Source organism: Echinicola rosea (assembly GCF_005281475.1).
GTDB classification, from domain to species: domain Bacteria; phylum Bacteroidota; class Bacteroidia; order Cytophagales; family Cyclobacteriaceae; genus Echinicola; species Echinicola rosea.
Map to the genome: position 1 here is coordinate 5,341,333 of NZ_CP040106.1, position 26,506 is coordinate 5,367,838.

Here is a 26,506-nt window from a genome sequence, read left to right on the forward strand (position 1 = left end):
AAATGGATCAAAATGATCACAAGGGGTTTAAATTGAATGTTTACAGAATGCTTCTTCCCCTCCGAAGAGACAAGGACAAGCACTTATGAAATCCCAACTGCTCAAACATTTCAAATATATATTTAATCGTTTAACTATTCAACTTCAATTATAATTAATTTCACCTTTAATCAATTTTTCAATCGCTGGATTTTCCAATGATCAGGTCTGCTTCCAAGGAAGTCTGGCTGACTCCACGATTCCCCATATTTATTTGATTGATAAGAATATTGACGGCTCCTTTGGCCAATGATGAAAGGGGCTGTTTGATATAGGTAAGGGGGCAATAGTAAAAATCGAACGCTTCTCCCTGGTCAAAACTGACGATCGCCACATCATTAGGTACATGGAGCTTTAGGGAGTCAATGTATTTCAGTGCCATCACAGCAATGGTATTGGTAGCAAAAAAAAGAGCATCCACCTCTTTCCTTTTCCCAAAAAGAACGTCCAAGGCAGATTTCACGTCTTTTTCTGCTTCCTCGTAGCTTATTTCACGGATCCAGTTCCTTTCGATTTTCAGCTTGTTGTACTCCATCGCTTGCCGATATCCCCGCACCCTCTCTTTCATATGGACAAGGCCATTGCTGTAGGAGAGTATGCCAATCCTTTCATGCCCATTTTCGATCAACTTATGAACACCTTTATAGGCAGCTTGGTAGTTGTCAATCACCACATAACTAGATGGGATATTGGGAAAAAACCGATCTATCAAAACATATGGAATGTTCAGTTCCTTCAGCCGCTCGATTTGCTTTTCTGAACCTTCCACCGGAGTAATGATAAAACCATCCACCTGGCGGTTGATAAAGAAGTTGATCAGGTCTTCGGATTTGTCCACGCTTTCATCCGAACTACCAAATATGACAGTATAGTTCAGGTGCTTCGCCTCATCCTCAATGATCCTGGCAATATTGGCAAAAAAGGGATTGGAAATGTCCGCTACGATCAACCCTATCGTGAAGGTCTTCCCCATTTTTAAGCTCTTGGCAATCTGATTGGGCTGATAACTGAGCTCTTTGGCCACTTTTTTGATCTTTTCTGCTACCTTTGGGCTTACCCGGTTCTCCTCCCCTTTACTGAGCACGTACGAAACCGCCGCTGTGGATACCCCTACGACCTTTGCTATATCCTTTAGGGAAGTTTTCTTCATTGCAATCTATTTTAATTAAACGATTAACAAACATATTATATTTTTGCTGCTTTTCAAAGACATATTCACAAATGGTATAATTGATACTCAATAAAAGGTTAAAAATGACTCCTGTCAGAAGTCACTTCTTTCCTGATATGAATTCCCTTACCTAAAAACCACTTAACCACATATAATTCATTGGGGGAATACTTTACAAGTTAAATAAAACTAATCAACAAGACAGGATTACGAACGATTAGAAAAAGAAAAACAGACCATCCTTTTATACTTACTCGAAAAAGGAAAAATCTCAAGGAAAGAGGCTACGGTTTTATTGGACTTAAAAAACACAAAAACCTACGAAATTCTCACTGAAATGGTGGGGCAAAATCTTATCAAAAAACAGGGAAAAGGAAGGGTCACTTATTATGCACTTAGATGACTCCCCTAACTTTGATCACCCTTTCTGATTTCATATATCCGCTAAAAGCCTTAAATCCTCCACCAAATGGTTCGAGTTTTCTCTTATCAGCTCCACAACACAGAAACGAGGTGAATTTCCGCCTCGTTTTTTATTTATATTACATAAACCAAGCAACAAAAATCGTTTTCATCCATATAATAAGCTTTTAATTCGAAAAATGAATTTCCAAAAACCAATTCCATCAAAAATCAAAATACTGACAACAACCTTCAAAAATCATATGATTTAACAAATGGTTCGATCAATCTCATTGGCTTAAGTTTATAGGATTCGAACCAAATCTTAAACAGATATACACCAAAAAACCATTAATTATTCCGAATAAATGAAACAAACTTATTTTTAAAGTTAAAATTTAGGCAGCCAACAATGGCTTCCTAGAATAACCAAAAGCCCAGAATAACATATCTTTTTTTGACTTTGGCTTATGCTTTCATATCAGACAATTCACAAATACCAAAGGTAAGCCGTTCAGCCTTAGCCCTGATGCTATATAACCACTTCCTAATTATAATAGGAGTCAACTTCAATAGGAATAGGATTTCTCGAATTGATTGTAAATCATATATTAAGATCTCCCACTTGCTGAAAAACACTGGCACAGGAGTGCTTCCCCAGCCAGTTTGACCAAGTTGAGCACTTATCCAAACCATCAACATGAGAGTATAAATCATTCGTCAATTTTCACCCCAAAAACCGTTGTTTATTTGATATTTACCTTGAATATGGCAAACCCGCACCACATGTCTCTCCGAGGGAAGGAAAATTCCCCATCAATGGTATACTCCAGTTTATTGTATGATTTATATCGTCCATAAAACATCCCCCTTCATTTAAATTCCTGATAGCATATAAAAAATCAGGAAGGATCCCCTCCTGACTTTCTTGAATAATAAACCCCAAATATGAACAAAGCACGTTTAATGCACCTTTCCATATTGCTTTTAAAAGTTGGTTTCTGTACATCACACAAACGACAATAGCTTCTTCATCCCCAACAGGAAGACGGAAAATTCTAAGTTCTATTAAGGTTCAGAGAGTACACTCATTTTGCTTAGGCAGTCCTCTTGTCCTAAAAAAATCCGGAAAGGACCCCTTCCCGGATTTCCAATCAAGTTTCCCCTATAATAATCCGTCAATTGGGGATTATTGTCTTTTTATTTCCTGAAATTTCCTTTACCCCACCTGGTCATGAGTGGGACTTTATTATTCATTTTTGATAATGGGATCAATTGTCACAATACTTCCATCCTTTCTATGTTCTAAAGGCATCATCTTTATATTCCTGAGGTGCGTCTTCCCTGACAATTGGGTATCGTGGTAAAAAAGATACCACTGATCGTCCACCTTCACTATGGAATGGTGGTTGGTCCATCCTTGCACCGGCTCCAGTAGCACTCCCTGATAAGTAAACGGGCCATAAGGGTTACTTCCTGTCGCATAAACAATTTTATGCGTATCTCCAGTAGAGTACGAAAAATAATAAATACCATCATGCTTGTGCACCCAAGCAGCCTCAAAAAACCGCCTATCATGGTCCCCCGCTACTATAGGCTCACCTCCTTCGTCCACAATTATCACATCCCGTGGTGCTTCAGAAAACTCGATCATGTTTTCGGCCAACTTGGCTACTTTAGGAGCAATAGCAGGCTCATGATCAGAAGGTTCATCTGCATAGGGACTGTCACTGGTGGAGAGATATGTTCCAGTCCTCCATTTTTGGAGCTGGCCACCCCAAATTCCTCCCCAGTACAAATAATAGTCTCCCTGATCATCTTTGAATACCGCTGGGTCAATACTAAAACTCCCCTTTATCGGCTTATCCTTAGGCTTAAAAGGGCCGGTAGGTCGAGAAGCCACTGCAACACCAATTCTAAAAATATCGGACGAATCCTTCGCGGGAAAATAAAGAAAATATTTCCCGTCCTTCTCGGCTGCATCCGGAGCCCACATTTGCCTTCTGGCCCAGGGCACATCCTCTACTCCCAAAACCTTTCCATGATCGACGACTTCTGCATCAGGGCTTTTCATGGAGTACACATGATAGTCCTCCATGTTAAAATGCCCCCCGGTATCATCTTCCTCTACATGGGACTCCACATCGTGCGAAGGATAAATATATATCCTGTCGCCAAAAACATGGGCGGAAGGGTCAGCCGTATAAGGTGACTCGACCAGCGGTTCATTAAGGTAGCTCAGTTCAGTGGAATCCGACCTGTCCTGTGTATCCTGTTCGACGGGTTTGCGGCTGCAGGACATCATTGTAGCTGCCACTGCCCAAATGGGCAAAAGTTGCTTAAACTGAAATTGAAACATAAAGTATTTACAGTTATTATAATGAAAACTCGATGCTATCATGGTATAATTATATAATCTTAAACTACGTTGCTTAGATCATTTATTTTCAAATGAACTAAAGCCAATCAAATTAATATTAGAGTCAAGTCAAACCTGCTTTTATCGTCAGGCAGGCCCAAACCGACGTGTAATCCGCTGTGTCTTTTGACCTAACTTTGTGTTACAATAAAACTTCCTTCCACGGATAAGGGCATTTTTTTACCTTGATCTAGCCCAAACTCCATGACCGATTATGTGCATTTTGCTTTTTCTTAACGGGAATGAAATTGATCTAGGGAAGCCTCCTGAGCACTTGTACTTTTCTTACGGGTTTTTCTTTAGCTCTACCAATTTATCGAAGAGGTAATTTTTCAACTTGTAGTCCTGATCAAAAAACAGCGGATAAGCAGTTCTCCCACGGATTGGCCAATTGTTGAGCCAACTGTCCTGATCCCTTACGCCCCAAAAAGTCACCCTGTCTATATGCTCTGTATATTTCAATAGCAATTTGAAAATATCCCGGTACCTATTGGCCAACTTTTCTTTCAATTCATTGGGTAAGCCATTTTGAAAGGGATCATATCGGGCTTCATAGGGAAAGTTTGCATCTATATCAGCACCTTGACGACCACTGGGATTTGGCAAGAGGTCGATATCAAGTTCTGTGATGGAGATGTTAAACCCATGATCCACAATTTTTTGGATAGCCTCCTCCAATTGCCCTATGGTGGGGTACTCCAAGCCCAAATGGAATTGCATGCCAATACCATGAATGGCCACCCCCTCATCCCGTATCCTCGAAGTAAAGGCAAGGATGCCATCAGTCTTCTTTGGCTTCCAGACATTATAATCATTATAGTACAATTGTGCTTCTGGATCGGCTTTATGGGCGGTTTGGAATGCTAATTTAATGAAATCTTTCCCCAGTACATTGAACCAGGCTGACTGCCTAAACTGTCCATCGTCAGTAAACGCTTCATTGACCACATCCCAAGTGTCGATCCTTCCTTTATAGCGGTTCATTACCACTTGGATATGGTTTTTCATTTGGGATGACAGCTCCGCTCTTGACCTGGCCTTCCCGTTTTCCTTTTGAAAAACCCAATCAGGTGTCTGTTTATGCCAGACCAGTGTATGGCCTACCATGTGGCTATTCATTTTTTCGCCCATTTCCACATAACGATCGGCCAGATCAAAATTAAATCGTTCTGGCTCAGGATGGACACTTTGCCACTTCAATAGATTCTCAGGGCTGAGACTATTGAAATTATTGCTAATGGTGACCATCAGATCATTGGGTTGATTTCGGACATCACCACCGGACAATGCCGCTCCGATATAAAAATCACTGGTAAACAGGCCTTTGATCCCCGATGTTTTTTCAGGATTGATCAAGGATAAAAAAATGCCATACCATATGACGGAGATTGAAATAGCAATAGTGTATATTTTCATTTTTATTCGAGGTTGTTTAGGGTATATGTTCCTTGAAATCTGGGTTGCCCTTCTTAGGCATGATCAAATATACCTGAGCCTTATCTGATAAAAAAACCACTACATTAAACACAACAAGCTTATTATCAGATAATTATAATTTAAATACCGTTTACATGAAGAGAAAAAAATCTTCAAATATGCTACCATTGGGCGTCCTAGCCTTTTCCTATAAACGAAAAATACATGAATACTCCTGCCGATGGTACAGGTAAAATGCCCCATCGTCATTGCGGATAAATCAAATTACTGAAAATCAATAATTTACAACTTTACCCGAGGAAGTAAAATTGATCTCCACCAGCTAGGCAGCCATTTATCCTTACCTTAAAATTACTTTTTTAAACTTAGTTACTTCCATTTTTTCACCTAAAGGCAAAATAACATAGGTAGAAATAGCAGATATCATTATATTCAATACTAATTTCTTTTATCAACCCAGCACAATAACCGTGATTAGACTACGCACTCCTTTTCCATGGATATTTCCACTGTTGTTTTCACTGATATCCGTAAATGCAATTGCACAAGAGCGATCTAAAATCGATTTGAAGGAGGACTCCAAATGGATTCCTGAAATCATTCAGCGTCTTGATTATTTCATAGACACCACCAATGCACTGGATATCAAAAAGGTATCATCTCCTGCATTTCAGGAAAAGTTCAAGCCAATATCCGACCCCCATATTGTATATGAAAACATTACTGATTTTATTTGGATCAGGATGACAGTGGCCAACCACCAACAGAATGACCACTACAGTTGGTATTTCGAATCTTGGGGATATGACCTTGATGAGATCATTTTTTATTCTCCACAGGAGAACAAAGGGTATTTCCCTATGAAAGCAGGCTACGATTACCCATTTGGAGACCGGGATATACTACATAAAAACTTTAACTACTTTCTCAACATCCGTCCCGGGGAAACGAAAACATACTACATAAAAATTCGGAGAAGCTATCCCCTAACTTTTTCGTTTCATCTACGGACCAATGATGAATTTATTTCCCATTCACTCAATGAATACTTCTTTTTGGGACTCTATTATGGGATTTTACTGCTTATTCTGACCCTTCACCTGTACTTAGTGGTAAAATTAAAGAAAAACCTCTACCTGTTTTCCTCCATTTTGATCTTATCCAGTATTTGGTTTTCCTTGGGGAGGGACGGCCTTGGCTTCCAGTATTTATGGCCGTCCGTTCCTGGCATTAATACGATTACCAATTTCAGTAGCTTGACAGAGCTATTCGTCATTATCTCTACCTTGCTCTTCTCCTATTTCTTTGTCCAAAAATATAAGAAAAACCCAAAACTCAAGTCCCTGACCTTGGCTGCCATTGCCATCATGGTGGGTATGTTCTTAAACCAAAATTATGGACTGGTGATGGATGCCATACCCTACATGATCATTTCCTTTTTGATTTTGCTGGTTCCGTTTACCATTGGCCTCAGGTCACTGCTTTCCATAGGCAGGTTTTCATTGTCCTATACATTGGCCTATGTTTGTCTATTTCTGATCATCGCCCATAGCTACACCAGAGCCTTTGCCCTATTCAGCGACCCCATATTGAATTGGTATTTTGTCCACCCGGTCATTATCGTGGAGATGGTGCTTTTCTCACTTTCCATCCTTAACCAGATCAAATATTTACAAGAGGAGTATAAAAAGGCCAACTTGGAAAAAACTACTGCCTTGGAAGAAAAAAATCGGGTCACTTATGAAATGAACAACAAACTCCATCAAAAAGTAAAAGAGCGGACAGAAGAAATCGAAAACATGGCCGCCGACCTAGCCCAGAAAAATGTGGTACTGCAAACCACCAACCTAAAGCTCGAAGAACTGAATACCCAGATTTCAAACATCAACCGATACCTGAAAGAAAACAACGATAAGCTTCGGAACAATGTCGAAGAAATCACCAAGGACATGGCCTTGATGAAAGGTTTCGAATTTGAAGATTTCAAAAAAGTATTTCCTGACAAAGAGACGTGTCTTAAGTTCCTATCTGAACTAAAATGGCAGCAAAAATTTATTTGCAAAAAGTGTGGCTACAACAAATCCACTGAAAGCAGGAACCATGGACGTAGATGCAAAAACTGTAACTATTATGAATCTCCTACCGCGGACACCTTGTTCCATAAATTGAAATTCCCTATCGAAAAGGCTTTTTACATCCTTTATCTCTCCAATAGGAAGGATGTGGAGCTTACCCTAAACGAACTGTCGGAAATTTTGGATCTAAGAAGAGAAACCTGCTGGGCTTTTAAGAATAAAATCGCCCAAGCCATGGAAAAAGTTGGGCATAACAAAGAACTCAGTGGATGGGAAACCTTGGCTTTGGTTCATTTGGAGTAATCGCACCGGTACTCTTCCTTGCATTCTAAGGATACCTACTATAGCGGTTAACCTACCTTAAATGTCCGCAAATTGCAGACTTCCGACGACCAGTACTTCCCCACTCACCACCTCCGTGGATCCTGCATCCAGATCACCGCTATATCCAGGCTGTTCGCCGCCTACATGTACCGTAAACATCCCTTCCTCGATGATTCGGTTCGTCTGCTTATTTATCATGGAAAGCTGTCTGGGAGAAAGTTCGAATTTCACCTCTTTGCTCTCCCCTGATTTTAGGTGGATTCGCTCGAAAGCCTCCAGTTGCCGGGTCGGCCTAACTGTGGAAGCTTCTTGATCTGTCAGGTACAACTGCACCACCTCATCACCTGCCCGCCCCCCTACATTGGTGACTTTTACACTTACCGATACTACTTCTCCAGCCTTTACCTGTGCCGGAACTTTCAGTTCCGAATATTTGAAACGGGTGTAACTGAGGCCATAGCCAAACGGATAGAGCGGCTCTCCTTCAAAATACCGATAAGTCCTCCCTGCCATGTCATAGTCTTCAAATGGCGGCAAGTCATCCACCGATCGATAATAGGTAATGGGCAATCTGCCAGCAGGATTATAATCCCCAAATATTACGTCCGCAAGGGCATTTCCTCCTTCCTCTCCAGGATAACCTGCGCTGATGATCGCATCCACATGTTTCTTAGCCCAGTTAATCGCCATCGCACTACCTGCATTCAGGACCAAAACAACCGGTTTACCGGTGGCTTTCACCGCCTTGAGCAATGCTTCCTGTTGCTCGGGCAAGGTGATGGCCGTCCGATCACCTCGATCAAACCCCGGGGTGACCACATCCATGCTTTCTCCTTCCAGCCTTTGGGACAACCCCAACACGACGATAGCCAGATCGGCGCTCTGGGCCAGTGCCACCGCTTCATCCATTTTACTCACATCCGGCATTGCCCATAGCACTTGGGCGATGGCATTGGTTTCATCACTGAAGTAGGTCACTTCAATTTTGTAACGCTCCCCTTCTTCCAGAGAAATGATGTCCGTGGCATACCTCCCCCGGTGGATGGTGCCGGATCCATTGGAAATTTCTTTTCCATTGACGGTTACTTTCATTCCCCTTTTTGAAAACACGCCAAATTCATATCGGCCATCTGCTGGAGGTACCAAGTAACCTTCCCATTTTACAGAGAAATTGTCGATCAGCGCTTTTGAAATAGGCTCGTGTTCCCATGAAAAATCAATTTGATCATCTATCCGCTCCAAAACCGGCTCTCCCTCCCAACTTACATTATCGTAATACGAAGCTTCAAGTCCCTGACGTCCATCTGCCGTTTCAAAATACACGGAAGGAATAGGCTTGAGATTATAAAACCCTTCAGCCGGATGTACCCCTTCCGAATACACTACTTCTGCTTTGGGGCCTACTTTACGCTTTATCCCATCCAAAAAAGTAACAGGTTTCTTGGGTATGCCATGGTAATTGCCCAAAAGTGATTCCACATTGTCCGCATTGGGGCCAATGACCGCAATCGTCTTGACTTGGTCAACTGAAAGGGGCAGCAGGTCGTCTTCGTTTTTGAGCAGCACCATGCTCTTTTGGGCAGCTTGCCGAGCCAAGGTATTGTGTGCTGATGAGCAGACTATACTGAAAGGAATCTGCGCATAGGGCACGGCTTCCTCCGGGTCAAACATCCCAAGTCTGAACCGAGCCAAAAACAATCGTTTCACGGCGGTATCAATTTCTTCCTCGCCTATCAGGCCTTGTGCTACAGCATCGGTCAGGTGCGCATAATAATTCCCGCAATTCAGGTCACAGCCTCCAGAAACTCCGATGGCGGCGGCTTCCGCTTCAGTAGAGGCAATCTTGTGACCGGTATGAATGTCCTGAATCGCCCCACAGTCTGAAACCACATATCCTTCAAAGCCCCATTGCTCACGCAACAATTGATTGAGCAAAAAATCGTGGCCACTGCAGGACTCTCCTCTAAACCGATTATAGGCACCCATAATGGAATACACCTTGGCCTTTTTAACCGTCTTGCGAAATGCCGGAAGATAAGTTTCGTACAAATCCCGGTCACTTACGTCCACATCAAACGAATGGCGCAAAGGCTCTGGCCCCGAATGTACTGCGAAATGCTTGGAAGTGGCGATGGTCTTAAGGTATTTTCCATCGGATTCTTGCAAACCTTCAATAAACCGGGATGCCAACTCCCCGGTCAGAAAAGGATCCTCACCATACGTTTCATGTCCCCTTCCCCAGCGGGGATCCCGGAAAATGTTGATATTGGGTGACCAAAAATCCAGGCCAGTATAAATTCCACGCTTGCCATTTCGGATAAACTCGTGGTGCTTTGCTCTGGCCTCATCGGAAATCACCGAACCGATATCCTTCATCAAGGCTTTGTCAAATGAAGCGGCCACTGAAATGGACTGGGGAAAAACCGTCGCATATCCTGCCCTGGCCACTCCATGAAGACACTCGTTCCACCAGTTGTATTCGGGCACTTTCAAGCGTGGAATGGCAGGAGAGGCATTCATCATCTGACTGACTTTCTCCTCCAAGGTCATCTGGTCGACCAAGATGTCCACACGCTCTTCAAAGGTTTTATCCGTATCCAAAAAGGAAAAATCCAGTGGGCTGTGCTGGGCATGGCTCCCCATATTTCCGGAAAATAAGTATAGCAGCAAACAAAGTACCGGATAATTCATCCATTGGGCACTGAAATTAAATCCTAATGTATGCATTCGTGGTTTTTCGTTGATATTCATGTTCAGGATTACGTCAATTTAATGAAATATTTTACTTCTGCTCCCATTTTCCAGTTTTCACCTGTCATCCCCCTTCAAAAAATCATTCACATCCAACCAGTGCATAAAGGCCTCAAACCAACGGTTGCTGGTGCGATCGGGATTCCCCAAGCCGAAACCATGGCCGCCATTTTGGTAAAGGTGAAATTCTACCGGTATACCGGCTTCGTACCAGGAGCGGATCACCCCAAATTGTCCATGGAACAGAAAATCATCACTGGCAATCGCATTGAACATGGGAGGCGCATCCGCTGGCACATCTACTTCTCCCATCCCGCCATAAACCGGACCGATAAAGGCCAAATCCATGGTCTCTGAGCGGAGCGTGCAGTGCATGGTAAGTCCGGCTCCTGCCGAAAAACCGATCATGCCTATCCTGTCCGTATCCACTCCCCACTCTTCGGCACGCTCCACGATCATGGCGTAGGCGGCTTCTGCATCTTCGAGTTGATCGGACAGGTTTCTTCGAGGTCTTTGGGGAACATCTTTTTCTTTGTCATTGGTCGATTTGGATGCTTCATCAAAGGTCCTGTTCATGGAATCACTGAAATCCTCCAAGGATTCAGGGGTAGGATGAAGCCTGTATTTTAGTACAAATGCCGTGATCCCCTGCTCAGCAAGGGCCTTTGCGACTTCCCATCCTTCGTTACCCATTGAAAGCCATCTGAACCCTCCTCCGGGCGCTACGATCACGGTAGCACCATTGGCCTTGCCAGGTGCTGGAAAGAACGGGGTCAGGGTGGCGGTACTGATATTTCTGGCCATAGGGTCACCCCATTGTCGAAACCAGGTCTCCTGAGCAGGTTGGCCTTCCACGCCGCCTGTACCCAATGGGATGGCATTGGGTTCAGCGGGGTTCTCCATAGGGTACATCGTTCCGTCCTGTGCCATTGTAGGCTGGAGGCAAAAGAGCAACACAATTGCAAAAACGGTTGTAGCGAGGGTTTTCAAAAGGTATAACATCTTCGGGTTATTTATTAGGTTAAAGTGAATTGTCTGTATCACGGAACTTGGCCACATAGACGTCTGGTTATCCAAGTCTCTTCTTATAGTAAACCTTCCAGGTTTGGAATTTCAGGCTCCTGAAGTAGTGAAACTTGAACCACACAAAGCCTGGAAGGTATTAGCAAACAACTATTCTAAAACAGGTATAGCATCATTGGCTTTGGTGGCATACAAGCCGATCATATTTCCGGTAAATCCTCCTGCCACATTCGTGGAAAGGATATCTCCGGACACGGTTCCTCCCAGGTTTTGGAAATCGGCCCCATTTGTGGAATAGCTGAATTCGAAATCATCTCCTTTGGCACTTACCCTCAATGAGACAGGCTTTTTGAGGTCAATCTCAGTACTCGCCAGGATTTCAGACTTCACCTCACGGTTTCTTCCCCTGCCCGCTGCCTCAGTCCGCTCTAAAAGCAATATGTTTTTATTTCCAACCCTGGTAATCCCAAACACATAGTTGAAGGCTTCACTTTGCACACAGGTCAAGCCAGCCAAATCTTTTTCCGATTGGGGCTGGTATTCCATCGTAGCAGTAAAAGAGAAATTTTTGTGCTGCTGTCTGTGAAAGAGCGTGGAAGTAGGCTTTACCTCTTTAATATTGGCATCAAAGGGATTGATCTGAATACCGCCCTCAGTGCTGGAAATGAAAGCCTCCCTTGGTCCCCTCAGGCCTATCCATCGGTAATCCAGTTTCCCTGCAGTAAAGTCATCGGAAAAAATAAAGTTACCATTGGGAAAATATCCATTTTGTCCGGTTTTGTTTTCCACGCCTTTGGGCATCTTCAGCTTAGGCTCCATCGGCACCAATCCATTTTCGAAAACCGGAAACTTACCAGACCAATCCACTGGGAGGATAAAGGTTTCCCGACCGGTGTTTACCCGGTCTTTTTCATTGGGACGAATACCCAAGAAAACACCGTAATACTTGTCATCAGGTCCCAATACCAGATCCGCATGACCTGCCCAATCCACTTTGTTCTGTCTATTTGGTGATAAATACCGCTGGCTAAGGATCGGATTATTGGGTGCTGGTACATAAGGTCCTTTTGGAGAATCACTAACAAAGATCACTTCACTGTGCCAGCCTCCCGTGCCGCCTTCCGCACACATCAAAAAATATTTTCCATCTTTCTTATAGATGTGTGGAGCTTCGATCCATATCGGTTTTTTGGCCAGGTCCACACCACCATTGACAATCACCTTGTCCGTTCCCGCAATGACCTGGTCCTTTTCCAGGTCATATTCCCAAACCTTGATCACCCGGTGGCCATTATACAACTCCTCTCCCTGTGCCGGTGCATCATTGTGCACTACATAGGCCTTCCCGTCTTCATCAAAGAATATGGAAGGGTCAATACCCTCAAAATTCAACTTATACGGTTCACTCCAACCTTTCATGGGATCTTTGGTTTTGACCACAAAATTTCCCAACCCACCGGCAAAAGCAGTAGTGATCATATAGAACGTGTCATTGTAGGGATTATAGCGGATATCAGGGGCATAAACCCCGCCACTGATACCGGTATCATGCACATCCAACTGGGAGGTCCTGTCCAGCACATGACCGATCTGGGTCCAGTTTACCAAATCATTGGAATGAAAAATCGGCACTCCTGGGAACATGGCAAAAGAGGATACCACCAAGTAATAATCATCACCCTTTCTGGTAATGGCCGGATCAGGGTAACAACCTTGAAGGATCGGATTATAAAACTCGTCCTTTCCTAAGGGGTTGTTCTCATAGACCTCGTCATTTCCTTCATAAACTGCCTTCGAAAATACGGGAATACTTTTTGGTTTCTTTTGGCTATAAGCTCCGGTCATGGAGAAAACAGTTATCAAAACTGCTAGAATACTTTTTAAATGCTTTTTCATGGTATGGTTAATCTTTTTTTCACTATAAATTTCTTCTCGGTCCAACACTGCCATTTCGATTTCTTGTTGAAACAGTGTCTTATCATATTGTCCCTTCAGCTGTCATCCGGCAATGACTCAATCGGAAAACCTCCAATAGTCGAAATACAGGATATTGCTGGGGGCGTTTCCTTTAAACACAAAATAAAGATCATGGACACCTTCAATCTGTTTTACTTCGGCGGACACCAATGACCACCGGTCATCTCCGCCCGTTAGTGGCACATTGACCGTCCCTAACAGCTCCCCATCCAAACGGTCAAGTCTGATTTCCATGCTTACATTGCCATTATGGACAGTTCCTACCCTTGCCGTAAAATCAGCAGGGCCGCTATTACGGAAATCCACTCCCTTTACTTGAGTATAGGCCTTGTTTTTAGTAGCTATTATAAAATTCCCCACTACCTCATTCTTATTGGCCTTTACCCCTTCTGACCAAGCAATGGTCTCCGCTTCATTTTTGATATAGGGATTGATAGTTCCCAAACTCCGGGTGATACCTGCTGACATTTTCATGGGAACAATGGTACCGTCATCATTGAACTTTACCTCATCGACACAGACAGATCGTGTAAAGCCACTCCCTCCGGGCAAAGCGCCATTATGGTAAAACAAATAGGTTTTCCCCTTGAAATCCACCATCCCTGGATGGTTGGTAAAACTCTTTCCCTCCGTTGGCATCAAAACGCCTTGGTATTCCCATGGGCCAGTCGGACGGTTACTGGTTGAGTAACCAATGTGCTCTGGCAAGGGACCCGCCGCAAAAAGCAGGTAATACAGGTTATTTCTTTTATACAACCATGGCCCTTCCTCGTAGGTAGTGGGACGACGTGGATCTTCTTTACCTTGCCGCTCTCCAAAAGCCTCCATCGTATTGGGAAACTGCCCTATCTCCCCGTCAAGGGAAATCATGTCCTCATTCAATTTTACATAATAGCAAACCGGGTTTCCCCACATCAGGTAAGCCTGCCCGTCATCATCCACAAAAACAGTCGGGTCTATGTCCGCCATGCTGTTACTGATCAACGGTTTGCCCAGTGGATCAATGAAAGGGCCATAAGGGCTGTCTGCTACCGCTACCCCAATACCGTTTTTATGGTCCCTATCGGTAATCGGTACATACATGTAGAATTTCCCGTCCCGTTCTATACACTGAGGCGCCCAAGCATTCATCTTGCCCCAACTAAAATCCCTATAGGACAAAACAGTCCCATGATCTGTCCAGTTGACCATATCTTCGGTCGTGTACAGTCTCCAGTCATTCATGGTAAACCAAGTAGATTCATCCTCATCATGAGAGGTGTACAAATACAGTTTGCCGTTATAGACCATAGGCGCAGGATCCGCGGTATAGGAGGTTTGGATGACGGGATTTTGGGCTTTTACTTGTAGAACAACCGTACCTATAATAAGCACGGATATTATGAGTATTCTAAACTGAAATTTCATCATTTATCCAGGTCTTTTATTTCGTAAATTTCCACCAATCAAAATTGAACAAGTCCATTTCTCCTTTAAACACAAAATACAGATCGTGCACACCTTTAATATTTTTTACCGGTTCGGTCACGGTCTTCCATAAATCACCCTGGCCTTTTGCATCTATATTGACTGTCCCCATTAATGGACCATCAATATTGTCAGCACGAACTTCAATTTTCCCACCATACAATGAAGCCACACTTACCTCAATCGTCTTTGGCCCATCGGAAAAATCTACCCCCTGTACTTTGATATAATCTCCATTATGAATCGCTGTCGCAAACAACCGCTCCGCCACCTTTTTACCTCTGTCCCATGAGATGTTCCGTTCCCATTCCGTGGCAAATTCAGTTTTCACCCCTTCACTCCAGGCAATGGTTTCGGCTTCAACACGATTGTATGGGTTTAAAACGCCAACTTGTTCTACATTTCTGGACCAAAAAGGGTGTTTCTGAATGGTTCCATCAGCATTATAGCTCAACTCCTCAACACAAATGGATCTTCGTTCATAATGCTTGGCCATGGTTTGTTTTAAAATGTTATAATTGAAACCAAACACGTAGTGCTTGCCTTTGAAGTCAATAATTCCCGGATGGTTTCCGTTTGATCGTTTGTCACCGTCCATGATCATACCCTTGTACTCCCATGGTCCGGTTGGGGAACTGCTCATGGCATAACCTATACCTTCAGGACAACAGGTTGAGGCATAAGACAGATAATAATGTCCGTTTCTTTTCCAAACCCAAGGTCCTTCCTGGTAATTCTTCGGAGTTGAAGGCTCTTGAACGATCTCTCCCGAGTAAGAAATCATGTCCTCATTTAATTTCACATAGTAAACTTTGGGATTTCCCCAATAAAGATAAGCCTGTCCATCATCGTCAATAAATACCGCTGGATCGATATCATGTTCACTCTTTTTTATCAATGGTTTTCCAATGGGATCTTTGAATGGCCCATAGGGACTGTCCGAAACCAAAACGCCTATACCTACTCCTCCCGGTACAGGACAGTAGAGATAGAATTTTCCATTACGCTCAATACTGTGTGCGGCCCACGCTCCGTTTTCCTGGGAAACCCATTCAAAATCTTTCAGCGAAGCTACCGCGCCATGCTCGGTCCAATTGACCATATCGGTAGATGTGTAGAGCAACCAATTGTGCATTTTGAAGCCAAACGCATCATCCTCATCGTGGCCGGTATAGAGGAAAACAGTATCATCATGGACCATCGGAGCGGGATCAGCGGTGAATTTTGTCTGGATAATCGGGTTTTGGGCATGGGTATTCAACCAGACTCCTCCAAGGAAAAATGCTGTGCATACGAGTTTTTTATAGTTTATATTCATGAGCCTATTTTGAATTTGTTATCACAAAGCCTCCACTTGGCTGGACGGTAACGGTCAATTCCCCATTTCTGCCAACTTTCACCGTATCGAGCGTGGGCTGTCTTTCTTTATCGTCATTGTATAAGGAAACCTCCTGTCCGTTGAGCATGGGCAGATCGATTTTCAAGGTCTTGGCACTGCTCTCTGCATTGACTCCTGCGATATACCATTGCTTTCCATTCCTTCGTGCCAAAACACTGTATTTACCAGGGTAGCCATCAATAAAGACCGTTTCATCCCAGACTGTGGGAAGCCTTTTCAAAAAGTCCAACTCAAATTCCGGAACATCGATCAGGTTGTTAGGTGTCAAACCAAACATTTGGACGGGGTTTTGAAACAGCACCCCCGTGGCCAACTGGAAGCTGTCCGTGGTCAAGCGCTCTTGGCCCGCTTTGTTTTCCCTGTTGAGGAATTTATTGAGCAACACCCCGCCAAACTCCATACTACCCACTGCATTTCGGATAAACGGATGAAGGGATGCATAAAAAGCTTCTTTTTCCCGCACATCTTGGGAAAAAACCAACATCTCTGATGCCAATACTGCTTCACTTCCTACAAAATTTGGGTACATCCTTTCCCAGCCTCGGGGCAATGTCGTTCCATGGAAAATCACCATCAGTCCATAGTCATTGGCATCCAGTAAAATGTCCTCATATAGCCTCATGGTTTCCTGCTTGTCCCCACCAAAAAAATCCACTTTCAAGCCTTTGACTCCTACTTCCTCCAGCCATTCCATCTCTTGTTTTCTGGCAATGGAGGTGTTCATTTTGTTCAGGGGAGTCTGAAATGCATCGTTAGCACTTCCATTGGAATTGTACCAAAGGAAGACATCCACATTCTTTGAGTTGGCATACTGGATCAACTTTTTCATCCTTTGATAACCAATTCTTTCATCCCACCAGGCATCGATCAGGATATATTCAAAATCCATGGCAGCAGCCAGGTCAATGTACTGCACCTGATCTTCATAATTCATACTGTTGTCCTGCCAGAGGATCCAGCTCCAAGTGCCTTTTCCATATTGATACGCGGTGGACGGTTCATACAGTGGCTCCACCACATCAAAGGGAATGGTGGTCTCTACAATCGGCTTTAGGGTTTCCCCAACGGTAATGGTGCGCCAAGGGGTAACGCCTGGAAGACTTATTTGGGCTCCGGTGCTGCCAAATCCATTATTTTGCTCCATGTGGGGATATTCCACGGTATATACGCCATCTTTAAAGCCACTGAGGTGCGATCCATTATAATTACTTTCTACCCCGGTTTCGGAGAGCAGTATCCATCCATATTCCCCTACTTTAAAAAGACCTGGAAAAACGTAGCCAAATTTCGCCGTAGTACTTTCCAAAGCCACCTCTGTCACATAACCACTTTCATAGCTGGGCGCTGTCCGGGCAAAGCCGGTCATGGGCTTCATCATAGAAGAGAGAAAAGCAGTACTGACCGATGGAAAGCGAAACCCGGTCAGTTCACGCTCCACTACAGTGGCCTTGGTATCTCCCCATTTGGGCAATTCGTACCGAAATGCGATATCATGATCACTCACCCTAAAGTGAAATGCAATTTGCTTTCCTTCCTCATTCCTGACCGTGTAAGTCAACGTATTGGCCTGATACTTCACAACAGAACTCTTGATCTTATCTTGGGTATAAGTCTTATCGATTTCCCCAGTAGAAGCATCCACAAAGGCCACATTAGAAGTAAAATCCCCGTCCTTGGTCACCAGCCCCAAAGGGGAATTTTCCATCATTATCTTATCCTGATAGCGAACCGTATATGATACCATGTCGTCGCTAACAGAAACCCTGACGTTAAGATTGCCATCGGGACTGGAAACGATCCTCATATTTTGTGCACCAACCTCCGCGATAAGCAGCATGCAAAAGGCACATAAAAATGTAAAAGAGATAAATTTCATTTTTGAACTTTTGAATTATTTGTTAGTCAACAATCTTACTTTTTGTATTTGAGAGCAAGGAAAAACCTGAGAGGTATCAACAGTACTCCATTATAGCTTAGGCACTTACTGAAACAGTAACTGAGCAAAACTGTGGAGATCATGCCGCCACACCGGCCAAGTATGGCCACCGGGATACTCACTGTAATCGTATTCAATCCCTATTTTATCGAACTCCCCAAGCATTTTCTCGCAATTGTCATGGGCAATGTCCTCTTCCCCTCCCATGGAAATCCAAAAAAGGTCCAGGTCAGCATTGATCATGGCGGCATTTTTTTCCATCATGGCATACTGCCCTTCGGCGATACTATTTTGACGTTGGGATATCCATCCTGAACTGAATACGCCTAAGTGGGAAAACAGGTCTGTATTGTTGATACCGGCATACAGTGTTTGGATTCCTCCCATGGATAATCCCGCCAGTGCCCTGTTTTCAGCATCCTTTAGCGTGCGGTAATGTTTCTCCACATGCGGAATAAGCTCATTCTTTAATTCGTTTTCGAACAGTTGCAAGCCTCTCTCCTCAAACGCGGCTATCGGCATATTGCCATCTGGCATGACCACCAACATTGGCCTGGCCTTTCCTTCAGCAATCAAATTGTCAAGGATCAAATCCGTTTTTCCCTGCTGGGCCCAGCCTCTTTCGTCTTCTCCACCGCCATGCAGGATGTAAAGCACGGGATAGTCTCGGTTTACATCCATATCATATCCTGGAGGAGTATAAAGGAAAAACCTCCTCCAAGTCCGTAACCCTTTAGAATAATACCTTACCTGCCTGATTTCGCCATGGGGGACGTCCTTTACCGCATAGAAATCATCCCCCGAAAAAGGCACCTCAATGCCACTTGCCATTCTGCCCATGCCATAAAAAGCCTCACTGGCAGGATCCACTACCGCAACCCCATCAATCAACAATGAGTAATAATGAAACCCCTCTCCCAATGGATCGGTGGTCACTTCCCATTCTCCTTGATCGTTCTTTGTCATTGGGTATTTTTTTCCCAAATCCACCTGGATATTATCCGCAGATGGCGCCCTAAACTTGAACTTGGCACTTCCATCAGGCATGATTTGCGGATATTTGCCCCCCCTGACATTTGTGGTCGCAGGAATGCCCAAGGGACTATATTGGTCAAATTTGGATGGATCAACTGGCTTGAACAGCAGTTGCGAGAACATATAGAGCCCGTTTTTCCAAACCTTAAAGTCATGGCCGCCTTCTTCGATATAAAAAATATGGGGTACGTCATTTTTCACCAAATAATCATGAGTGCGCTGGCTGAATCCCAAAAGGCCATCCTGATCTCCGCAAGAAATCCACAGCAATTTTAACTGCTCCTTGGCATAGGCAGGATCCGGAACCAGTATTTCAGGACTTTTGGTGTTGGGTGCCGCAGAATAACTCCCCACCCAAGCAAACTCATCCAGGTTTCCCAAGCCGAAATTCAGGGTTTGACCACCGCCCATGGACAGTCCGGAAATGGCCCGGTGTTCCCTATTAGCCAAGACGGGATAATGGCTTTCCACAAAAGGAATCAGATCATGGAGCAGGTCTTTCTCAAAAGTGGCAAAGGCCTCTACTTTATCTTTGGACATGATATTGCCCGTGGGGCGGTCATCTTTCATGGCGCGGCCATTGGGCATGACGATGATCATGGGTTCGGCCTTTCCCGCTGCATAGAGGTTGTCCATGATCACTTGGGGTTGGCCACCCCGCAACCATTCCGTTTCATCTCCGCCAATTCCATGTAGGAGGTACAGGACGGGGTATTTTTTTTCTTTGTCAAAGTTGGGCGGGGTATAGATTACCGCTTTGCGATCGGTGCCCACTGTGGTGGAAGCATATTCCACTGTGTCCAATTTTCCTTGGGCAATTTCACTTTGCTTCTGGTCAAAACCTTCCGGAGCTTCTTTTTCCAAATGCTGGGCATGTACACCAACTGCACTCCATATAAAAATGATCAATAAATAAGCGCTCTTTTTCATGGTCCGTTTATATTAATATCCTAAAATTGTAAGCATTTGGTTTCCATAACGGCTGCCAAGTTTTCGATACCCTGCTGCTGAAAAATGCAGTCCGTCTGCAATGGCCTCACAATCTTCCGAAGAAATGACATGTGCAGTGGGAATCACCACCGGTAAGGTGGCGATGATCGCATTCATGCTGGCACATTTCCCTCCTTGCTCGGCACTGACCATTTCCCCGGCCAATAGAGGCACTTCCTCTGATACCAAGCCCAAGTCGGAAAGCAGGTTTTCATATACGCCCTTCACTTTTTTGGGCCACTCGACATCCCCTGTATTGGACTCGCCCTGGTGGAGCAAAATCCCTTTGATCACGCCACCCTCCTGCGCCTTTTTTGCAAGTTCTACCAAGTGCTGATAGGGATTTCCATCATAGGCATTGATCATGTTGATCATCCAGTCAGGAGCTGTTTCCACATAGGTCTTGTAACGGTTCTTTTCGAATAGTTCAATTTTACAACCTCCCACAGACACATTGATCACTCCCACCCGTATGCTGTCAGGCAGGCTTTCTACCAGGGTCCTCCCAAAATAGTCCACTGGTGTAAGTCCGGTATGGCATCTGGTCAAAGGTGGTACAGCAGGATACCAATTTCCCCTTTCCCTATCCAGATCAGGGCAATTAATGGATTGCAAGACCTGAAACCGTGGATTCACCTCCATGTCCTGTTCTTCGAACTTCGCTGCTCCTTCCATATTGGATTGGCCAAAAGCCAAGAAAATATAAAAATTCTTGTCTTGCGCTTGGCTTGAAAACCCTACGGCCATAATGACAAGCGCCAGAGATATTTTTTTGAATGGTTCTTTCATTTATATGGTTTATTAATTGGTTATATTTTGTTTTCTGACCCTCCGATCATGATAGCTTTCGATAGCCGTTAATTTAAGCTGAATAAGCATCTAAACATTTCAGTGTTATCATCTCTACTCCTCAGGTTTTTACCTTGTAACTTTTTTGCTTCAGGTCAAAAAAGTCACCTAAAAACCCCGTCGCCGTGCATCTTTTGGCTAAAATTCAAGTCCACTCCCGCACAGGCAAACTCCTCACTTGTGAGCAGCACCCATTGCTGTTTGCTATTGGCCGTCAAACAAGCCTGTGCCTTTGCCATCCCACTTCTTAAATTTCTTTACTCTTTTTTTGTCTTGATAAAGCTGGATAATCACTCTGCCGAAAGTACTCCCTCTTTTGTCTGCGTCACTTTCCGGATGGTACCATCTTCGTTATAGTGCATATAGTCCACGCAGATAGAACGCCGGTAACTGCCTCCAGTGGGAAGTGTCCCATTATGGTAAAAGAAGTAGTCTTTTCCCTTGAATGTGGCTACTCCCGGATGAACGGTAAAGCAGTTGGGTACATTTCCCATAATGATCCCTTGGTAGTTCCACGGACCTTCAGGGCTCTTGGCGGTGCAATATTCAATCATTTCCGGTTTTGTCCCGGCGCTGGCATAGACCAAATAATACAGGTCTTTCCTTTTATACACCCAAGGACCTTCTATAAAATGCTTCGGTTTAAAATGATGGATGGGGCCATCCAGTTCGACCATATTATCCTTGAGTTTCGCCCATTTACAGCTTCCATTGCCCCAGTAGAGATACGCTTGGCCATCATCATCGATAAAGACTGCTGGGTCAATATCATCCCAGCCATGCTCATTATCGGTAGTCATTTCATTGGTGATCAATGCTTTTCCAATAGCATCTTTAAAAGGCCCCGTGGGACTGTCTGAAACTGCCACACCGATGGCCGCCCCACCGTTACTGTTTTTGTTCTTTTTATGAAAAGTAGATACATACCAATAGAATTTCCCATTGCGCTCTATACAATGGGCCGCATACGCATCTCCTGTGGCCCAGGAGAATGACTTTGGGGATAATTTTGCCCCATGGTTAGTCCAGTTCACCATATCAGTAGAAGAAAAGACCAACCAATCTTTCATTTGGTAATTGGTTGCTTCTACTGTGGCGGTATCATGGCTCGTGTACAAAAAGACTGTATCATTATGGACGATAGGAGCCGGATCAGCCGTAAAAACATCCTGAATGATTGGGTTTTGTCCATAGGATTTTACACTTATAAATGTGCAAAGAATAAGGATCCAATACGCTAACAGTTTCATTTTAAGAATTTATTTTTTAGGTTTTTTAATGCAATCATTTCCAGTATCGTGAAGCCCAAGCAATCCAAGTACTCCAGTTTGGACCTGTGGAGTGGCCACCGGCGTGCTGCCTGAACGCCACTTCTCCACCTGTCAGTGCTTTACCCATTTCAGGAAATTCCGAGGTTTCCAGTCCTTCCTTCTCCAAAAGCCCATAAACAGGGGAAGCATGAACCCCTGCCAGGAACATTCCTTTTGCGTCCACCCATTGACCTTCTATAAATGGCGAGCCTACGCTTATAAAAACAGGCCTTGGCGCACATAACGCCAAGAGGGAATGGGCGTCCACCGGCAGATCATCCACCGAAAGCTCACTGGCATATTTCAAGAAATTCCCGCAAAACCAATGGTATTCACTCGAAGAAGCCAAGTTTTCAACCTGCTCCCCAAAGTTTCTTCTTAGAAGGGATGCACCTCCCGCTCCTGAAGAACCCAAAAAACCCAGTGAAAATCGGTCATCAAAGGCCATCGTGACCAATGCAGCCTTTCCATACCGAGAAGTGCCTTCAATACCTATTCTAGCAGCATCCACAGCAGCGTCTGACTCGAAATAATCCATGGCACTACTGGCTCCCCAGGCCCAAGCACGCAGGACTCCCCATTGTCCTGGCTCACGGGACTTGCCCTTATTGGCCAAGCCAATAATACCAGTTCTCAATCCAGCACCGTGATCCGGTTGGATGCTTGAAGGCACCAATACTGCATATCCCCATCCTTTGGAAAGCAACTGCTGTTTCCAGCGAGGTTCATAAGGAGAAATAAAGTAACTATTAGGCTCGGCAGGAGGACTGCCAAACGGCCATTTTAAAAACCCAAACTCCATAACAACCGGTACTGCATCAACCGCACCCGAGGGTACGCCAACGAGCAGTTGGATATGAACGTCAGTTTGGGGATAGGAAGAATTGTCCACTTTTCCTATCAGCAGTTTCTCGGTCACCGGAAAATTTGCGATTACCGTATCCTTCTCATGGACCACTTGCCAATCCACAGTGGGCAAGTCCTCTGGTAGTGCCCCAAACATTTCATTTTCCAAATCATTGGCGATTTGGGACCTTCTTATTTCCTGCCACACCTCCTTGGATTTGACCACACTTCCATCATTTGCTACGAGTGGATCAGGCAAGGCGTAATGCCTTACTTTTGCCTCCTCCATATTGGCAGCATCGGGTGCGGAAGGATCTCCAGATGGGCCGGGACGCATAGCAGCTTTTAGCCCCAGTTTTTTTTTCATCCCTTCGTAGTCCAATTGGGTCAAGCGGTTTAGGCTGTCACGGGCCATCCCCTGTGCACAAAGCCTTTCGCCCATAAACAAACAAATACCCAACAGGAATGGAATTGTAATTACCGGCAAAAGCCGCTGTCCACCTTTCTTGATTTTACACAGTAGGTCAAATAGTCTTTTCATATCGGCAACCTATATGATCATTTAGCTTGTAGTTCATATTCCATTCCCGCATTGGTGGACAAATCATATTCATAGATTTTGTCCAGCAACAGCGGTGCAAACACCGTTTCGGAAGAAACCAAAGGAGTTTTCACTTTCGGAGGCTGATAAAATGGATTACTGTTTTGTCCTGTGGCTGGCCGCAGTCCCACTCCCTCGAGGGGAAAATACGACCTGATCCGGCATTGACCTCCCAGCGTGGACCGGATAATCACCCGTTTTGGCTTCTTCTCCTCCCAAACCATCTCTACTTCGAATCCGCCCCTGGTGCGGAGACCGGACACTTTTCCTGTGTCCCAAGCGTCCGGAAGTGCGGGAAGAAGGTGAATGGCTCCATCGTGGCTTTGCAATAACATCTCTGCAATGCCTGCCGTACAGCCAAAATTACCATCGATCTGAAAAGGAGGATGCGCATCGAACAGGTTTGGATAAGTACCTCCTTTTTGTTTCCCATCTGCCTGGATGGACGGAGACAATTGGTCTTTGATCAACTTGAGGGCATGATTACCATCAAGCAAACGTGCCCATAGGTTAACTTTCCATCCCATGGACCAGCCGGTGGATTCATCCCCTCTGGCCTGCAAAGAGGTTTTGGCCGCCTGAAAAAGCTCTGGAGTACGGTAGGGTGAGATTTGATTGGAAGGATAAAGGCCGTACAAATGCGAAACATGACGGTGGTGGTCATCAGGATTATCCCAATCATACATCCACTCCTGCAATTGCCCCCATTTCCCAATCTGCATTGGAGGCAACTGGAGCATTGTATTATGTAAACTGTCCGCAAATCCTCCACTCTCGCCTAATAGCTCAGCAGCTTGGATGGTTTTCCGAAACAAATCGAACACCAATTGGTTGTCCATCGTATTTCCGGCACCTACGGACGCCCCATGATCCAACGATGGGGCATTCTCCGGAGAAATGGAAGGCACGACTACCTTCCAACCTCGTTGTGGATCGGTTTTCAGAAAATCAAGGTAAAACCGGCTGGCCTCTTTGAGGATAGGATAAATGGAGCGGAGGTACTGTGTGTCACCAGAAAAAGCATATTTGTCCATTAGGTGTTGGCACAGCCAAGCCCCGCCCATAGGCCACATTCCCCAAGATGCACCATCCACCGGGCCAGTTATCCGCCAGATATCCGTATTGTGGTGCATTACCCAGCCTCGTGCTCCGTACATGTCCTTAGCGGTATGTCTCCCTGCCTGTGAAAGCTCCCTGACCATTTGCACCAATGGCTCGTTCATCTCAGTGAGATGGGTGATTTCCGAAGGCCAATAATTCATCTCCGTATTGATGTTTACGGTGTACTTGCTGTCCCAGGCTGGATCAAGCTGGTCATTCCATATCCCTTGTAAATTTGCCGGCTGCCCTCCCGGACGGCTAGCAGAAATCAGCAGGTACCTGCCAAAATGGAAATATAAAGCCACAAGCTGGGGGTCGTCTCTTTTCGAAAAGTTCTCGACTCTCACGTCGGTGGGGTTCATCGCCGCTTCACTCTCTCCCAAGTCCAGCGAAACCCGATCAAAATATTTTCGATAGTCCTGTTCATGGTCTTTCCGGATTTCTTCATGCCCTCTGGCAATCGCCTTGGTGAGATAGTCGTTGGACAACCTGAGGGGATCACCAGTGATGTCATCGTAGCTTTTATAGTTGGTAGCCATGGAAATGTAAAGGGTGGCCGTATTGGCATTGCTCACCTTTATGCCATTATCCGTTTTTTCCAAGGTTCCCCCCGTATGTTCCACCCTCACCCTTGCACTGAACTTTACTCCTCCCTTAATGCCTTCATGGTCCCCAGAAACGCCGGTCATTAGCAATTCCCCCGCATCAGCCGTTTGCATTTGAGGCGATCCTGGACGGTCCATGGAAGCAATAAAGCCAATTGCACCCGGAGAGTCGGCAGATAAATGCATGACGATGATTTGATCGGGATATGAGGCCAATACCTGGGAGGTAAAATGGGTATTGCCCTTTTTGTATTGCGTAGTCACCAGTGCTTTTTGCAAGTCTAGCTCCCTATGATATCCTTTGACTTCCCGCTTATCGGTAAAATGAAGGTTTAGCTGCCCAATGGTCTGATAGGGCATCCCGTTGATTCCCGTAAAGAACGTTTCATTGACCCGCTGTTGAGCCTGATCATATTTGCCGTCAAAAATCATTTTCTGTACTTCGGGCAGTGCCTGCTTTGCCGCTGGATTGTCATTTCTATGTGGTCTTCCTGCGTATAGGGTATTCTCGTTCAACTGGATCACTTCCTCATAAGGATCACCATAAACCATTGCGCCAAGCCTGCCGTTTCCTACTGGTAGCGCTTCCACCCATGATTGGGCGGGCTCATTGTACCATAGTTTAAGGTACTGATCCCCTTGGCCGAAACAGTAGGATTGAAAACACAGCCCGGTCAAGCACCCGACCATGATCTTCACGCATAGATGCATGGGATACTTTCGGCTTACTTTATATATTTCTAGCATCG

General features: G+C 44.8%; 16 protein-coding genes. 1 reads left to right on the forward strand and 15 read right to left on the reverse strand.

What is annotated here, in order from left to right:
• Positions 1–178: 178 nt before the first annotated feature.
• The 3 genes from FDP09_RS20890 to FDP09_RS20905 form a co-directional block, all read right to left on the reverse strand.
• Entirely contained in the window at positions 179–1,189 is a 1,011-nt protein-coding gene (locus tag FDP09_RS20890) for a LacI family DNA-binding transcriptional regulator (RefSeq protein ID WP_137404458.1), read from the reverse strand.
• A 1,672-nt stretch (positions 1,190–2,861) separates the two neighbouring features.
• A complete protein-coding gene (locus tag FDP09_RS20900; RefSeq protein ID WP_137404459.1) occupies positions 2,862–3,971 on the reverse strand; it encodes a glycoside hydrolase family 43 protein in 1,110 nt (369 codons plus the stop codon).
• Between the two features lie 345 nt (positions 3,972–4,316).
• The gene (locus FDP09_RS20905) at positions 4,317–5,447 is read right to left on the reverse strand and encodes an endo-1,4-beta-xylanase (protein ID WP_137404460.1); all 1,131 of its coding nucleotides are present in this window, start codon (positions 5,445–5,447) and stop codon (positions 4,317–4,319) included.
• Positions 5,448–5,938: 491 nt separating this feature from the next.
• Here FDP09_RS20905 and FDP09_RS20910 point away from each other — a divergent pair, with 491 nt between their 5' ends.
• The gene (locus FDP09_RS20910) at positions 5,939–7,846 is read left to right on the forward strand and encodes a 7TM-DISM domain-containing protein (RefSeq protein WP_229683328.1); all 1,908 of its coding nucleotides are present in this window, start codon (positions 5,939–5,941) and stop codon (positions 7,844–7,846) included.
• A gap of 57 nt (positions 7,847–7,903) precedes the next feature.
• Here FDP09_RS20910 and FDP09_RS20915 read toward each other — a convergent pair whose 3' ends face one another.
• The 12 genes from FDP09_RS20915 to FDP09_RS20960 form a co-directional block, all read right to left on the reverse strand.
• Positions 7,904–10,594, reverse strand: coding sequence for a glycoside hydrolase family 3 C-terminal domain-containing protein (locus FDP09_RS20915; RefSeq protein ID WP_229683327.1), 2,691 nt, complete (start codon positions 10,592–10,594; stop codon positions 7,904–7,906).
• Positions 10,595–10,675: 81 nt separating this feature from the next.
• Positions 10,676–11,620: an alpha/beta hydrolase gene (locus FDP09_RS20920; RefSeq protein ID WP_137404462.1), complete on the reverse strand. Its 945-nt coding sequence runs from the start codon at positions 11,618–11,620 to the stop codon at positions 10,676–10,678.
• Positions 11,621–11,791: 171 nt separating this feature from the next.
• A complete protein-coding gene (locus FDP09_RS20925; RefSeq protein WP_137404463.1) occupies positions 11,792–13,537 on the reverse strand; it encodes a glycoside hydrolase family 43 protein in 1,746 nt (581 codons plus the stop codon).
• A gap of 117 nt (positions 13,538–13,654) precedes the next feature.
• Positions 13,655–15,028: a glycoside hydrolase family 43 protein gene (locus FDP09_RS20930; RefSeq protein ID WP_229683326.1), complete on the reverse strand. Its 1,374-nt coding sequence runs from the start codon at positions 15,026–15,028 to the stop codon at positions 13,655–13,657.
• 13 nt (positions 15,029–15,041) lie between these two features.
• Positions 15,042–16,403 (reverse strand): glycoside hydrolase family 43 protein, encoded by a 1,362-nt coding sequence (locus FDP09_RS20935; RefSeq protein ID WP_137404464.1) that lies wholly within the window; start codon positions 16,401–16,403, stop codon positions 15,042–15,044.
• Positions 16,404–16,407: 4 nt separating this feature from the next.
• Positions 16,408–18,360, reverse strand: coding sequence for a glycoside hydrolase family 97 protein (locus tag FDP09_RS20940; protein ID WP_137404465.1), 1,953 nt, complete (start codon positions 18,358–18,360; stop codon positions 16,408–16,410).
• Positions 18,361–18,465: 105 nt separating this feature from the next.
• Positions 18,466–20,385, reverse strand: coding sequence for an alpha/beta hydrolase-fold protein (locus tag FDP09_RS20945; RefSeq protein WP_188834917.1), 1,920 nt, complete (start codon positions 20,383–20,385; stop codon positions 18,466–18,468).
• A gap of 12 nt (positions 20,386–20,397) precedes the next feature.
• Positions 20,398–21,234 carry a sialate O-acetylesterase gene (locus tag FDP09_RS23955; protein ID WP_188834916.1) on the reverse strand — a complete coding sequence of 279 codons (837 nt, stop codon included), beginning with the start codon at positions 21,232–21,234 and terminating at the stop codon, positions 20,398–20,400.
• Positions 21,235–21,398: 164 nt separating this feature from the next.
• Positions 21,399–21,533, reverse strand: a complete 135-nt coding sequence (locus tag FDP09_RS24230; RefSeq protein ID WP_262710636.1) for a hypothetical protein — start codon at positions 21,531–21,533, stop codon at positions 21,399–21,401.
• Between the two features lie 51 nt (positions 21,534–21,584).
• On the reverse strand, positions 21,585–22,544 hold the full coding sequence (locus FDP09_RS20950; RefSeq protein WP_137404466.1) for a glycoside hydrolase family 43 protein: 960 nt from the start codon (positions 22,542–22,544) through the stop codon (positions 21,585–21,587).
• Between the two features lie 34 nt (positions 22,545–22,578).
• On the reverse strand, positions 22,579–23,991 hold the full coding sequence (locus tag FDP09_RS20955; protein WP_222840304.1) for a glucuronyl esterase domain-containing protein: 1,413 nt from the start codon (positions 23,989–23,991) through the stop codon (positions 22,579–22,581).
• Between the two features lie 17 nt (positions 23,992–24,008).
• Positions 24,009–26,504 (reverse strand): glycoside hydrolase family 95 protein, encoded by a 2,496-nt coding sequence (locus FDP09_RS20960; RefSeq protein WP_229683325.1) that lies wholly within the window; start codon positions 26,502–26,504, stop codon positions 24,009–24,011.
• Between the last annotated feature and the right edge of the window lie 2 nt (positions 26,505–26,506).